The sequence below is a fragment of the Streptomyces sp. NPDC051921 genome, from assembly GCF_040680975.1.
GTDB lineage: Bacteria > Actinomycetota > Actinomycetes > Streptomycetales > Streptomycetaceae > Streptomyces.
This window is the reverse complement of record NZ_JBFAXU010000009.1, coordinates 86573-100714: the sequence shown is the minus strand read 5'-3', so window position 1 is coordinate 100714 and position 14142 is coordinate 86573. Positions and strand designations below refer to the sequence as shown.

Genomic DNA, 14142 nt, shown 5'->3' with positions numbered 1-14142 from the left:
GAGGGGAGTTGCGCGGGACCGATTGTACGGAGCGCGCCCGGGTGAGTACGCTCCGTGTCCCATGCGACGGAGCAATCTCCCTGCGGAGCTGAACCGGTTCGTGGGACGGGCCGCGGAACAGGACGAACTGGCCCGGATGCTCGACGAGTTCCGGCTGGTCACGGTCGTCGGGGTGGGTGGTGTCGGCAAGACCCGGCTCGCGCTGCGGACCGCGGCGGCGCTGCAGAAACGCTACGTCGACGGGGTGCGGCTCGCCGAGCTGTCCTCGCTGCGCGACCCGGATCTGGTCGCGCACGCCCTGGTCGAGGCGCTCGGTCTGACCGACCACACGCTGCGCCGGCCGCGCGAGGTGCTCGTGGAGCATCTCGCGGAACTCCGGCTGCTGCTGGTCCTGGACGGCTTCGAGCATCTGGTGGAGGAGTGCGCGGGGCTGCTGCGGCAGCTGCTGTCGCGCTGCCCCGGGCTCACGGTGCTGGCGGCGGGTCGCCGGCCGCTGCGGGTGGACGGCGAGGCGGTGCTGACGCTCGCGCCGATGGACGACGCGGACGCCATGGACCTGCTCTCGGGGCGTGCCGTGGAGGCGGGGGCGGCCGTAGCGCCCGGCGGTCCGGGGAGTCTGCGGGAGCTGTGCCGGCGCCTGGACGGGATTCCGCTGGCGCTGGAGCTGGCGGCGGCGCGGCTGCCGCTGCTCACGGTGGAGGAGATGCTGCGGCGGCTCGACGACCGCTTCCGGCTGCTCGACCGGGGGCGGCGGGGCGCGCTGCCCCGGCACCGGACGCTGCGGACGGCGATCGGCTGGAGCCACGAGCTGTGCACGCCGGAGGAACGGCTGCTGTGGGCGCGGCTGTCGGTGTTCGCCGGTCCCTTCGACCTGGAGGCCGTGGAGTACGTGTGCGGAGGCCCCGGACTGCCCGCGGACCGGGTGCTCGACGTGCTCGGGGAGCTGCTGGCGCAGGCGCTCGTGGCGCGCGAGGACACGGCGGCGGGCCCGCGCTACCGGATGCTCGACACGGTCGGCGCGTACGGGGCGGAGTGGCTGGCGGCGCTGGGCGACACGGAGCGGATGCGGCGTCGTCACCGGGACTGGTACATGGGTCTTGCCACCTGGTGCGAGCTGGAGTGGTTCAGCCCCCGGCAGGCGGAGGTGGCGGCCTGCACGGACGTGGCGCTGCCGAATCTGCGGGCGGCGCTCGAGGTGTGCCTGGAGGTGGCGGAGGACGCGTCCCTGGCCCAGCACCTGGCCGGCACGCTGTGGTTCTACTGGGCGGGCTGCGGACGGCTCTCCGAGGGGCGGCACTGGCTGGACCGGGCGCTCGGCGCGGTCGCGTCCCCGGCGGACTCGGCGCACGAGGACGCCCGGCTGAAGGCGCTGTGGGTGCTCGGCTACGTGGCGATCCTGCAGGGCGACGACACGGCGGCGGTTGCGGCGCTGCACGAGTGCGGGGAGCGGGCCCGGGCCGCGGGGAACGCGGTGGCGGAGGCGTACGCGACGCACCGGATGGGCTGCCTGGCCCTGCTCTCGGACGACATGCCGCGGGCCGAGGAGCTGATCGGGCGGGCGCTCGCCGCGTACCGGGAGCTGGGCGAGCTGAACAGCAACGTGCTGATGGGCCAGGTGGAGCTGGCGATGGCGCGTGCCTTCCAGGGGGATGTGGAGGGGGCGGTGGCGCTGTGCGCGGAGGTGCGGGAGGTCTGCGAGGAGCGGGGCGAGCGCTGGACCCGGGCGTACGCGCTCTACGTACTGGGCTACGCGGCGTTGACCGGCGGCGATCACGCGGCGGCGCGGGAGTTGCTCGCCGAGTGCCTCACGATCAACCACACCTTCCGCGACCTGGTGGGTCTGGTGCTCGCGATCGAGCTGCTGGCGCTGGTGGCGGTGACCGAGGGCGACGCGGCGGAGGCGGCGGTGCTGCAGGGCGCGGCGATGCCGGTGTGGGATGCCGTGGGTCTGCCGTTGTTCGGCTCGGCGCACTTCAACGGCGCGCGGGCCCTGTGCGCGGGGCGGGCGGGCGAGCTGCTCGGCGCCCGGGGCTACGGGGACCGGTACCGCGAGGGCGAGGGGCTCTCGCTGGACGCGGCGGTGGACCGGGCGCTGGCCGAGCGCCGGGATCCGGCCATGATCGGGGGCGGTTCCGGGGTGCGGGCGCAGCGCCCGTTCCGCAGCGGCCGGGCGCCGGTCCCGGGAACGCGGAAGCCCGCCGGCTCCCCCTCCCGAAAGGGCGGGGAAGCGGCGGGCTGAACACCGCGGGGGTGTACTACGTCCGTGGAAGGATCAACGGGCGTAGTACTCGACGACCAGCTGCTCGTCGCAGATGACCGGGATCTCCTTGCGGTTCGGGTCGCGGTCGAGGCGGAAGGCCAGGGCCTTCAGGTTGACCTGCAGGTAGCGCGGGGTCTCACCGTCGGCGGCGAAGCCACCCTCGCGGGCGACCTGGAAGAGGGTCTTCGCGCGGGACTTCTCGCGGACCATCACGACGTCGTCGGGACGGACGCGGAAGGACGGCTTGTCGACCTTCTGGCCGTTGACCTGGATGTGGCCGTGGACGACCATCTGACGGGCCTGGTAGATGGTGCGGGCGATGCCCGAACGCAGGACCAGGGCGTCGAGGCGACGCTCGAGCTCGACGACCAGCGCCTCGCCCGTCTTGCCCTCGGCCTTCTTGGCACGGTCGTAGGCGCGGGCCATCTGGCGCTCGCTGATGTCGTACTGGGCGCGCAGACGCTGCTTCTCGAGCAGACGGACCTTGTAGTCCGAGTTCTGCTTGCGGCCACGGCCGTGCTCGCCCGGCGGGTAGGGGCGGGCCTCGAAGTACTTGACGGCCTTCGGCGTCAGCGCGATACCGAGCGCACGGGACTTCTTGACCTTGGGACGCGACTGGTTAGGCACGTTCTCCAGACCTCCGTTGTAGGTTAGGTTAGGCTCACCTTACTTAAGGAGATCGCATGTCTCGCCCGGGGAACACCACGCGCATCACGGACGGCAACACAAAAAACGATGCTTCTTCGCCCGCGCATCCCGAAGGGGATGCCACGAGCGGCATCGATGTGACGGAGGTCCGATCAGCTCATGGTCAGCCGCGTCCGAACGGGCTTGAAATCGCACGGATGCCGTCAGCAGCCGAGCGCACACGAACTCTCGTACAGAGTACATGCTCCGCGGTGCTGCTGATTCCCGGGGTCGAGGGACACCGGCCCGAGCAGCTCTCCCCCGAGGCCCGCGCGGTCGGCCCCGACGGCGAGATCCTCCTGCTCTACCCGGCCGACGCGCCGCCGGTGCGCGCGGCCACGCACGCCCAGGACGACGAACTGCCGGTCGTGCTCGAACTCACGGACGTCGCCCCCGTCTCGGTCCCCCACCGTATCCGCGGCCGCGCCTGGATCCACGGCTGGCTCACCTGCCTGCCGGGGATCGCCGAACCCGGCCGGATGATGCTGCGCCTGGAGATCGGCGCGGCCGACGTCGACGACCTGTGGGGCAGCGGCACGGTGGACCCGGAGGACTTCGCGGAGGCCGCGCCCGACCCGGTGCACCTCCACGAGACCGAGGTCCTCCAGCACCTGCACGCCGCCCACGGCGACCGGATGCGCGAGCTGACCGCGCTGCTCGGCAGCCACGCCGCCGCGATCGTGCCCACCCGCGACGTCGCCCCCCTGGCCCTCGACCGCTTCGGACTGCGCGTCCGCTTCAGCTCCGGCCCCGACCACTGCTTCGACGCGCGCTTCGACTTCCCCCGGCCGGTGCGCGACGTCACCGGGCTGCGCCGTGAGATGCACCGCCTCTTCGAGGCCGCGCGCGCCTGAGCGCTCACCGGCGGGCGGCGGAACCGGCGCCGGAGCGCAGGGCACCCGCGGTGAGCACGGCGCGGGCGCCGGCGCCCCCGAGCCCCCTGTACGGATCACGAGCAGAGCACGGGACGGCTCAGCCGTCCTCGCCCTTCAGGCGCGCACGGACCTTCTCCACCACGTCCGCGTAGCGGGCCTCCGCCCCGTAGCGGGTCGGCTCGTAGTAGCGCTTGCCGTGGACGGTGTCCGGGGCGTACTGCTGGGGCGCGATGGCACCCGGGACGTCGTGGGGGTACACGTATCCCTGGGCGTGACCCAGCTTGGCGGCGCCCTTGTAGTGGCCGTCGCGCAGGTGGGGCGGGACCGGGCCCGCCAGGCCGTTGCGGACGTCGGCCTGCGCGGCGAAGATCGCGTTCGTCGCCGCGTTGGACTTCGGGGCCAGGGCCAGGGCGATCGTGGCGTGGCTCAGGGTCAGCGCCGCCTCGGGGAAGCCGATCATCGCGACGGCCTGGGCGGCGGCCACCGCGAGCGGCAGGGCGCCCGGGTCGGCGAGGCCGATGTCCTCACTCGCGGAGATCATCAGACGGCGGGCGATGAACCGCGGATCCTCCCCCGCCTCGATCATCCGCGCCAGATAGTGCAGGGCCGCGTCCACGTCCGAGCCGCGGATCGACTTGATGAGGGCGCTCGCCACGTCGTAGTGCTGGTCGCCGTCCCGGTCGTACTTCACCGCCGCCCGGTCGACGGTCTCCTCGACCGTCTCCAGGCTGATCTCCGGCTCGCCCTTGGCGATCGCGGCGCCCGCGGCCGCCTCCAGGGCGGTCAGGGCGCGCCGCGCGTCGCCGCCGGCGATCCGCAGCAGATGGGCCTCGGCGTCCTCGGGCAGGGTCACCGCTCCGCCGAGCCCGCGCTCCTCGTCGAGCGCCCGGCGCAGCAGTGCGCGCAGGTCGTCGTCGGTGAGCGGCTCCAGGGTGAGCAGCAGCGAGCGGGAGAGCAGCGGGGAGATCACCGAGAAGTACGGGTTCTCGGTGGTGGCGGCGATCAGCGTCACCCAGCGGTTCTCCACGGCCGGGAGCAGCGAGTCCTGCTGGGCCTTGGAGAAGCGGTGGATCTCGTCGAGGAAGAGGACGGTCTCCTTGCCGTAGCCGCCGACGGCCCGCCGGGCCCCGTCGATGACGGCGCGGACCTCCTTGACGCCCGCGGTGATCGCGGAGAGCTCGACGAAGCGCTTGTTGGTGGCCTTCGAGACCACGTACGCGAGGGTGGTCTTGCCGATGCCGGGCGGACCCCACAGGATCACGGAGGAGGCACCCGCCGGTCCCCCGTCACCGTCCCCGACGAGCCGGCGCAGCGGTGATCCGGGCTTGAGCAGATGGCTCTGGCCCACCACCTCGTCGAGGGTGCGCGGACGCATCCGGACGGCCAGCGGGCTGCCGGCCGGGTCCTTCTCCTGGCGTTCTTCTGCGGCTGCGGTAAAGAGGTCGGGCTCCACGGTCATGAAGCCTAAGCGAGAGCACTGACAGTCCGGTCCAGGAGCGGTGCCGGGCTCAGCTGGTCCAGAAGTCCCACCAGCGGGTCAGGATCAGCATGCCGATGATGCCGACGTGCAGCACCGGCAGGACCCAGGTGAACTCGTCGAAGAAGGTGCGCAGGCCGGAGGGGGCGGGGATGACGCCGCGTCGGACGTTGTGCGAGGTCGTGTACCAGAACATGACGATGGTGGCGACCCAGGCGAGGCAGCACCACAGGCACAGGGCGTTGATCTCGTACAGCGACTGGGTCATCAGCCAGGTGCAGAAGCCGACGCCGAAGAGGGTGCCCGCGTTGAGGCCGAGCCAGTACCAGCGCCGGTAGCGGGCCCCGGCGAGGAGGCCGACGCCGATGGCGATCACCACGGCGTAGGTGACGAGGCCGAGCATCGGGTTCGGGAAGCCGAACGCCGAGGCCTGCTCGCTCTTCATGACGCTGCCGCACGACACGATCGGGTTCAGGCTGCACCCGGGCGTGAAGTTCGGGTCCTCCAGGAGCTTGAACTTGTCGAGCGTGATCACCCAGGAGGCGAGCAGCCCGGCCGCCCCGGTGATCACCAGGAGCCAGGCGAAGGCACGGCCGGCCCCGATGGTGCGGGAGTCCTCCCGCACGGCGGTCTCGTTCGCGGCCGCTGCTTTCGTCATGTCGGTCTACTCGCTCTTCTCGCTCTGGGCTCGTCCCGCTGACCGAGCACGGTCATTGTGCCGCACAGGGTGGCACGGGTGGCGTGTGCGGGGAGTAAGGCCCTCGACTGCGGGGCGGGGGCGTGCGAGCATCTGGCGCGCTGTTGCGATCTTCGTACCGACCGGGAGTGTCCTTGACCACCGCATCCGCTCCGCTCACCGTCGTCGCACCCGCCGGCATCCGTGAGCGGGCCACGTTCCACGGCGAGGCCGTCGAGATCGTCCGGGGCCGGCACGTGACCCGGATCCCGGTGACGGCGATCCACGACGTCGAGGTGCACGCGTACGGCCTGGTGGTGCAGCTGACCGGGCGCTCCGACGACGACGTCGACCACGCCGCCGCCCAGCGCATGGGGCACTCCTCGGTCGCCGCGGCCCGCACCTTCGCCACGGCGGTGCGCGCGGCCGCCGAGGCGGCGGGACGACGCCCGAACGGGCTGTCCCAGGTGACGTCGACGACCCGCGCGGGCAACCCCTTCGGCTCGTGGTGGTTCCGGATCCTGTTCGTGGAGGCGCTGCTCGGCCTCGTGCTGCTCGTCACGTACCCGTACGACGAGAACACCGCGTCGGCGGCAGGCATGACGATCCTGCTGTCGGCCCTTCTCGGCCCCTGCGCCTGGCTGGTCTGCCGGTTCGCCTGGGACCACATGCTGCGCGACCCGTGGATCCTGCTGCGGCGCGGTGTGATGGTGAACGGCGAGGTCCTCCAGCACCGCCGCAAGGGCGGCGACAACGCGCTGTACTACCCGATGCTGCGCTTCACCACCGAGGAGGGCGAGCAGCACGAGGTGCTGTCCTGCGTGGGCCGCGCCGGCCAGGGCGGATCCGGCCGGATCGCGCTGCGGTACGACCCCCAGGACCCCGGCACCCGGGCCGGGCGAACCCTGACCTTCTCGCACTTCTTCTGGTCGCTCGTGCTGAGCGGCCTCGCCCTGGGCCTGGTCGTTGCCTCGGCCGGCCCGCCGATCGCGCTGCTCGTGCTGACCTTCGGCGGCTGACCGCCCCACGACACGGAAGGGGCCCGGTCCGCGTCCTCCGCGGTCCGGGCCCCTTCCCGTACGTCCGTACGGACTCGGCTCAGGCGAGCTTCGCCTTCACCGTCTCCACCAGCGCGTCCAGGGCGACCGGCTGCTGTTCGCCGGACTCCATGTCCTTGAGCTGCACCACGCCCTCGGCGAGGTCGCGCTCGCCGGCCACGACGGTGAAGCGGGCGCCGGAGCGGTTGGCGTCCTTCATCGAACCCTTGAGGCCCTTGCCGCCGAAGGAGAAGTCCGCGGCGACGCCCTCCCTGCGGAGCTCGGTGACCTTGCCGAAGAGCAGACGGCGCGCCTCCTCGCCGAGCGCGACGGCGAAGACGCTGGTCGTCGCCGGGAGGTCCAGCTCGATGCCCTCGGCCTCCAGGGCCAGGACCGTGCGGTCCACACCGAGCGCCCAGCCCACCGACGGGAGCGCCGGGCCGCCGATCATCTCGGACAGGCCGTCGTAGCGGCCACCGCCGCCGACCGCCGACTGCGAGCCCAGACCGTCGTGGACGAACTCGAAGGTGGTCCGGGTGTAGTAGTCCAGACCGCGCACCAGCTTGGCGTCGTCCTCGAAGACCACGCCCGCAGCGGTGATCAGCGCGCGCACCTCCTCGTGGTACGCCTTGCACGCGTCGCACAGGTAGTCGCGCAGCAGCGGGGCGTCGGCCAGCTGCTTCTGCACCGACTCGCGCTTGTCGTCGAGCACGCGCAGCGGGTTGATCTCGGCGCGGCGCAGGGTCTCCTCGTCCAGGTCGAGCCCGCGCAGGAAGGTCTGCAGGGCCTCGCGGTAGACGGGGCGGCACTCCTTGTCGCCGAGGGAGTTCAGCAGGATGCGGAAGTTCCGCAGGCCGAGCGAGCGGTAGGCCTGGTCGGCCAGAATGATCAGCTCGGCGTCGAGCGCCGGGTCCTCCGCGCCGATGGCCTCGGCACCGACCTGCGAGAAGTGGCGGTAGCGGCCCTTCTGCGGGCGCTCGTAGCGGTAGTACGAGCCGGAGTACCAGAGCTTGACCGGGAGGTTGCCCTGCTTGTGCAGGCTGGCCTCCAGGGCCGCGCGCAGCACGGAGGCGGTGCCCTCGGGGCGCAGGGCGAGCTTGTCGCCGCCCTTGGTCTCGAAGGCGTACATCTCCTTGGTGACGATGTCGGTGGACTCGCCGACACCGCGGGCGAACAGGTTGACGTCCTCGAAGCCGGGGGTCTCGACGTAGCCGTAGCCGGCCGTGCGCAGCGGGCCGGAGATGGCCTCGCGGACCGCCAGGTACTTCGCCGAGAAGGGCGGGATCAGGTCGTACGTGCCCTTGGGGGCCTTGAAGGTGCTCACGGAAGTCTCTCGTCACATTCCTCGTCGGGGAGCCCGGAAATCACTGCTGCTCCCTTGCCGGACCGCCGCCACCTGCCGCAGATAGGGGTTGGTGGCGCGTTCCTGGCCGATGGTCGTCTGGGGACCGTGCCCCGACAGCACCACGGTCGAGTTGTCGAGCGGCAGGCACACGCGGGCCAGCGACTCCAGCATCTCGTCCATGTCACCGCCGGGCAGGTCGGTGCGTCCGATGGAGCCGGCGAACAGCAGGTCTCCGGAGAAGAACACGGAGGGGATCTCCGTGGTCTCCGGGGTCCTGAAGGTCACCGACCCCTTGGTATGACCGGGCGCATGCGCGACGGAGAACTCCATACCGGCGAGCCGCAGCTCGGCGCCGTCGGTGAGCTCGTGCACGTCGTCGGGCTCGCCCACGGTCAGCTCGCCCATGAGGGGCATCCCGATGGAGCGGCCGAGGGCCTTCTCCGGGTCGCTCATCATGTACCGGTCGGCGGGATGGATCCACGCGGGTACGTCATGGGCGCCGCAGACCGGGACGACGGAGGCGACGTGGTCGATGTGGCCATGGGTGAGGACCACCGCGACGGGCTTGAGCCGATGCTTCTTCAGCGTCTCCTCGACTCCCTGGGCGGCCTGGTGGCCCGGGTCGATGATGACGCACTCCTCGCCTGCGGCGGGGGCGACCACGTAGCAGTTGGTGCCCCAGGCCCCGGCGGGGAACCCGGCAATCAGCACGATCTTCCTCTTGTCTCGTCCGGCAGTTGGCTGCGGCGATGCGGAATGCAGCAGATCAGAGCCTACCGGCGGTGCGTATTCCACAGCCAACCCGTATACGGTACGGGCACACCCGGCCAGGACAGAACAGACGATCGACAAGGAGCGGACCCGGTGGTCAGCAGCGATCAGCGGCGGCGGCAGCTCGCCAGGGACAAGTACCAGCGGCAGCAGCAGCGGCGTGAGGAGGCACGGCGCAGGTCGCGGCGGAACACCGTCATCGCCTCCTCGCTCGCCGTGGTGCTCGCCGCGGGCGGCGCCGTGTGGGCGTCGGTGGCCCTGACCGACGACGACTCGAAGGGCTCGGACAACGTCGCGGCCGAGCCGTCGAACACGCCGAGCACCGAGCCGACGAAGGCGCAGCCCGAGCCGGCGATGTCGGTCGACAAGAAGGCCACGTACACGATGGCCCTCACGACGAACGTCGGCGCGATCACGGTCACGATGGACGCGGCGAAGGCCCCGCACACCGTGAACTCCTTCAAGCACCTCGCCGACAAGAAGTACTTCGACGGGACGAAGTGCCACCGCCTGACCACCTCGGGCATCTACGTGCTGCAGTGCGGCGACCCCAAGGGCGACGGCACCGGCGGCCCCGGCTACTCGATCCCGGACGAGAACCTGAACGGGCTCGGCAAGGCGGGCGCGGACGGCACCGTGACCTTCCCGAAGGGCACCGTGGCCATGGCGAACGCCGGCCCGGGCACCGGCGGCAGCCAGTTCTTCCTCGTCTACAAGGACACCAAGCTCCCGCCGAACTACACCCCCTTCGGCACCTTCGACGCTGCCGGCATCAAGGTCGTCGAGGAGGTCGCCAAGGCCGGTGTCGCGGGTGGCTCGGGCGACGGCGCGCCGCAGAAGGCCGTGACGATCGAGAAGGCGACCGTCGGCAAGAAGTGAGCCGACGAGGGCGGCAGCGGCGGCCCGGGGACCACACCTGCGCGTGACCGTTGAATTTCGGTCGTGCTGAGTGCGGACAGCCGGGCCGCCGTTCGCCTAGATTGGCGTTGTGCAGCGCAGGCCGTCGGCCGTGCTGTGGAGGGCGGGCGAGGCCCGCCGGGAAACCGTGGACGATGCCAGGGGGCGGGGCCCCCGCGACGGCATCATGGTGAGGAGGCGCTGTGAGCAGCGACCCGTGGGGCCGCGTCGACGAGACGGGCACCGTGTACGTGCGTACGGCCGAGGGCGAGCAGGTCGTCGGATCGTGGCAGGCCGGCACCCCCGAGGAGGCGCTGGCCTACTTCGAGCGCAAGTACGAGGGCCTGGTGGTCGAGATCGGCCTCCTCGAGAAGCGGGTGAGGACCACCGACCTCTCCGCCAAGGACGCCACGACGGCCATCGAGCACATCCGTCAGCAGGTCGCGGAGCACCACGCGGTGGGCGACCTGGCCGCGCTGGCGACCCGACTCGACAAGCTGACCGAGACGGTGGAGTCCCGCCGCGAGGAGCGCAAGGTCCAGAAGGCGAAGCAGGCCGACGAGGCCCGCTCGGCCAAGGAGGCCCTGGTCACCGAGGCCGAGGAGCTGGCTCAGAGCGAGCAGTGGCGTTCCGCGGGCGAGCGGCTCCGGGCGCTCGTGGACACGTGGAAGGGCCTTCCGCGGCTCGACCGCAAGTCCGACGACGAGCTGTGGCACCGCTTCTCACACGCCCGCTCGGCGTTCTCCAAGCGTCGCAAGGCCCACTTCGCCGCGCTCGACTCGCAGCGCGAGGAGGCCCGCAAGACCAAGGAGAGGCTGGTCGCCGAGGCCGAGGCGCTGTCCGGCTCCACCGACTGGGGGGCGACGGCCGCCCGCTACCGCGAGCTGATGGCGGACTGGAAGGCGGCGGGCCGCGCCCAGCGCGAGCACGAGGACGACCTGTGGAACCGCTTCCGCGGCGCCCAGGACGTCTTCTTCGCGGCCCGTGGCGAGGTCTTCGCGGAGCGCGACGCCGAGCAGGGCGAGAACCTCAAGCTGAAGGAGGAGCTCGCCACCGAGGCCGAGAAGCTGCTGCCGGTGACGGACCTGAAGGCGGCCCGCGCGGCCTTCCGCTCCGTCAACGAGCGCTGGGAGGCCATCGGCCACGTGCCGCGCGACGCCCGCCCGAAGGTCGAGGGCCGGATGCACGCGGTGGAGCGGGCGATCCAGGAGGCCGAGGAGGCCGAGTGGCGCCGCACCAACCCGGAGGCCCGGGCGCGCGCCGCGGGTCTCACGGGCCAGCTCCAGGACGCCGTCGACAAGCTGCGCAAGCAGATCGACGCCGCCCGCGCCGCCGGCAACGACGCCAAGGCCGACAAGCTCGCCAAGGAGCTCGAGGGCCGTCAGGCGCTGCTCGACCAGGCCCTGAAGGGCCTGCAGGAGTTCGGCGGCTGATGCCGTTCGGCGGCTGATGCCCTGACGCACGACGAGAAGGGCCCCCGGCGCGCTGCCGGGGGCCCTCCTCGTACGCCGTCGTCGCTTCCTCGCCGTCGGCGGCCTGCCGCGCCGCCGTGGCTTCCCGCTACGGCCTGCGCGCGCTCGTGACGCGGTAGACGTCGTACACGCCCTCCACGCCCCGGACCGCCTTCAGGACGTGGCCGAGGTGCTTCGGGTCGCCCATCTCGAAGGTGAAGCGGGAGGTGGCCACCCGGTCGCGGGAGGTCTGGACGGCCGCCGACAGGATGTTGACGTGCTGGTCCGACAGGACGCGGGTGACGTCCGAGAGGAGCCGGGAGCGGTCCAACGCCTCGACCTGGATGGCGACCAGGAAGACCGACGACTGGGTGGGCGCCCACTCGACCTCCAGGATCCGCTCGGGCTCCCGGGACAGCGACTCGACGTTGACGCAGTCGCTGCGGTGCACGGACACGCCGCTGCCGCGGGTGACGAAGCCGATGATGGGGTCGCCGGGCACCGGGGTGCAGCAGCGGGCCAGCTTCACCCACACGTCGTCGACGCCCTTGACGACCACGCCCGGATCGGCGCTGGAGCGGCGCTTGGTGCGGCCGCGGGTCGGCGGGGCGGTCTCGGCGATGTCCTCGGTGGCGGCCTCTTCGCCGCCGAGGGCCTGGACCAGCTTCTGGACGATGGACTGGGCCGTGACATGGCCCTCGCCGATCGCCGCGTACAGCGAGGAGATGTCGCTGTAGCGCATCTCGTGGGCGAGGGTGACCAGCGAGTCGCCGGTGAGGATCCGCTGGATCGGCAGGTTCTGCTTGCGCATGGCGCGCGCGATGGCGTCCTTGCCCTGCTCGATGGCCTCGTCGCGGCGCTCCTTGGAGAACCAGGCCCGGATCTTGTTGCGGGCGCGCGGCGACTTGACGAAGCCCAGCCAGTCCCGGGAGGGTCCGGCGCCGGCGGCCTTGGAGGTGAAGACCTCCACGAGGTCGCCGTTGTCGAGGGTGGACTCCAGTGGCACCAGGCGTCCGTTGACGCGGGCGCCTATCGTCCGGTGGCCGACCTCGGTGTGCACGGCGTACGCGAAGTCGACGGGGGTGGCGCCGGCGGGCAGCGCTATGACGTCACCCTTCGGCGTGAAGACGAAGACCTCGTTGCGCGAGAGGTCGAAGCGCAGCGACTCCAGGAACTCCGAGGGGTCCTCGGTCTCCTTCTGCCAGTCCAGCAACTGGCGCAGCCACGCCATGTCGTTGACGTGGTCGTCCTTGCCGGCCTTCTTCGGCACGTCGGTGCGCACCTTGGAGGCGCCGGCGACGGCCTCCTGCTTGTACTTCCAGTGCGCGGCGATGCCGTACTCGGCGCGGCGGTGCATGTCGAAGGTGCGGATCTGCAGCTCGACGGGCTTGCCGTTGGGTCCGATGACCGTCGTGTGCAGCGACTGGTACATGTTGAACTTCGGCATCGCGATGTAGTCCTTGAACCGGCCGGGGACCGGGTTCCATCGCGCGTGGACGGTGCCGAGCGCCGCGTAGCAGTCGCGGACGGTGTCCACGAGGACGCGGATGCCGACCAGGTCGTAGATCTCCGCGAAGTCACGGCCGCGGACGATCATCTTCTGGTAGACGCTGTAGTAGTGCTTGGGCCGGCCGGTGACGGTGGCCTTGATGCGGGCGGCCCGGAGGTCGGTCTGGACCTCGTCGGTCACTATGGCGAGGTACTCGTCGCGCTTGGGGGCGCGCTCGGCGACGAGCCGGACGATCTCGTCGTACATCTTGGGGTAGAGGATCGCGAAGGCGAGGTCCTCCAGCTCCCACTTGATGGTGTTCATGCCCAGCCGGTGCGCCAGCGGGGCGTAGATCTCCAGGGTCTCGCGGGCCTTCTTCTCCTGCTTCTCCCGCTTGAGGTAGCGCATCGTGCGCATGTTGTGCAGGCGGTCGGCGAGCTTGATGACCAGGACCCGGGGGTCCTTGGCCATGGCGACGACCATCTTGCGGACGGTCTCGGCCTGCGCGGCCTCGCCGAACTTGACCTTGTCGAGCTTGGTGACGCCGTCGACGAGCAGGGCGACCTGGTCGCCGAAGTCGCGGCGCAGGTCCTCCAGGCCGTACTCGGTGTCCTCGACGGTGTCGTGGAGCAGCCCGGCCATCAGCGTCGCGGGGTCCATGCCGAGCTCGGCGAGGATCGTGGTGACGGCGAGCGGGTGCGTGATGTACGGGTCGCCGCTCTTGCGCTTCTGGCCGCGGTGCCAGCGCTCGGCGACCTGGTAGGCGCGCTCGATCTGGCGCAGGGTCGCCGTCTCGATCTTCGGGTCGTTGGAGCGGACGATCCGCAGCAGCGGTTCGAGGACCGGGTTGTACGGGGAGGAGCGCTGGACACCGAGGCGGGCGAGCCGGGCACGGACGCGGCTGGAGGAGCCGCCCGAGCGGGCGGGCGGGGGCGGCGTGGGCCGGGCGGACGGGGCCGGTGCGGGTGCCGCGGGCCGGGGCCTGGTCTCCGCGGGCGGGTTCTGGGGCGCGTCGGCCTGCTGCGCGGCCTTGTCGGCCCGCTGCTCGGGCTGCGCGGCGGAGAGTGGCTGGGCCTCGTCTGGCAAGAGCGCTCCTCTGGCGGTACCCCCGGACGGAGTCTGGGGGAGTTCCCGGGTCCCCCGGTCAGGCCCGGAAAGGCCATCGTATCGACCTGGA

11 protein-coding genes are annotated in these 14142 nt (G+C 71.6%); 5 read left to right on the top strand and 6 right to left on the bottom strand.

Translation table 11 applies throughout. The features are described 5' to 3' along the window. Positions 1 to 61: 61 nt before the first annotated feature. Positions 62 to 2239 (top strand): AAA family ATPase, encoded by a 2178-nt coding sequence (locus AB0M16_RS14515; protein WP_365342542.1) that lies wholly within the window; start codon positions 62 to 64, stop codon positions 2237 to 2239. Positions 2240 to 2272: 33 nt separating this feature from the next. Here AB0M16_RS14515 and rpsD read toward each other — a convergent pair whose 3' ends face one another. Continuing rightward, positions 2273 to 2887 carry a 30S ribosomal protein S4 gene (gene rpsD / locus AB0M16_RS14510; protein ID WP_365342540.1) on the bottom strand — a complete coding sequence of 205 codons (615 nt, stop codon included), beginning with the start codon at positions 2885 to 2887 and terminating at the stop codon, positions 2273 to 2275. Positions 2888 to 3105: 218 nt separating this feature from the next. Between rpsD and AB0M16_RS14505 the strand changes: the two genes are divergently transcribed. Further along, positions 3106 to 3801, top strand: coding sequence for a DUF2470 domain-containing protein (locus AB0M16_RS14505; RefSeq protein ID WP_365342785.1), 696 nt, complete (start codon positions 3106 to 3108; stop codon positions 3799 to 3801). A 118-nt stretch (positions 3802 to 3919) separates the two neighbouring features. Here the strand turns inward: AB0M16_RS14505 and AB0M16_RS14500 are convergent, their stop codons facing one another. Together AB0M16_RS14500 and AB0M16_RS14495 are read right to left on the bottom strand one after the other, a co-directional pair. Next, the gene (locus AB0M16_RS14500; protein WP_365342783.1) at positions 3920 to 5275 is read right to left on the bottom strand and encodes a replication-associated recombination protein A; all 1356 of its coding nucleotides are present in this window, start codon (positions 5273 to 5275) and stop codon (positions 3920 to 3922) included. 55 nt (positions 5276 to 5330) lie between these two features. Then, positions 5331 to 5957, bottom strand: a complete 627-nt coding sequence (locus AB0M16_RS14495) for a vitamin K epoxide reductase family protein (protein ID WP_365342538.1) — start codon at positions 5955 to 5957, stop codon at positions 5331 to 5333. A 173-nt stretch (positions 5958 to 6130) separates the two neighbouring features. Between AB0M16_RS14495 and AB0M16_RS14490 the strand changes: the two genes are divergently transcribed. After that, positions 6131 to 6994 (top strand): DUF3592 domain-containing protein, encoded by an 864-nt coding sequence (locus AB0M16_RS14490; protein WP_365342536.1) that lies wholly within the window; start codon positions 6131 to 6133, stop codon positions 6992 to 6994. Positions 6995 to 7073: 79 nt separating this feature from the next. Here AB0M16_RS14490 and hisS read toward each other — a convergent pair whose 3' ends face one another. Together hisS and AB0M16_RS14480 are read right to left on the bottom strand one after the other, a co-directional pair. Then, positions 7074 to 8336, bottom strand: a complete 1263-nt coding sequence (gene hisS, locus AB0M16_RS14485; RefSeq protein ID WP_365342534.1) for a histidine--tRNA ligase — start codon at positions 8334 to 8336, stop codon at positions 7074 to 7076. Positions 8337 to 8348: 12 nt separating this feature from the next. After that, entirely contained in the window at positions 8349 to 9068 is a 720-nt protein-coding gene (locus tag AB0M16_RS14480; protein WP_365342532.1) for an MBL fold metallo-hydrolase, read from the bottom strand. 153 nt (positions 9069 to 9221) lie between these two features. On the opposite strand from AB0M16_RS14480, the gene AB0M16_RS14475 reads away from it, so the two are divergent. Then, a complete protein-coding gene (locus tag AB0M16_RS14475) occupies positions 9222 to 10007 on the top strand; it encodes a peptidylprolyl isomerase (protein WP_365342530.1) in 786 nt (261 codons plus the stop codon). A 221-nt stretch (positions 10008 to 10228) separates the two neighbouring features. Beyond that, positions 10229 to 11458: a DUF349 domain-containing protein gene (locus AB0M16_RS14470; protein ID WP_365342528.1), complete on the top strand. Its 1230-nt coding sequence runs from the start codon at positions 10229 to 10231 to the stop codon at positions 11456 to 11458. Positions 11459 to 11585: 127 nt separating this feature from the next. Here AB0M16_RS14470 and AB0M16_RS14465 read toward each other — a convergent pair whose 3' ends face one another. Continuing rightward, entirely contained in the window at positions 11586 to 14051 is a 2466-nt protein-coding gene (locus AB0M16_RS14465; protein ID WP_365342526.1) for a bifunctional (p)ppGpp synthetase/guanosine-3',5'-bis(diphosphate) 3'-pyrophosphohydrolase, read from the bottom strand. Between the last annotated feature and the right edge of the window lie 91 nt (positions 14052 to 14142).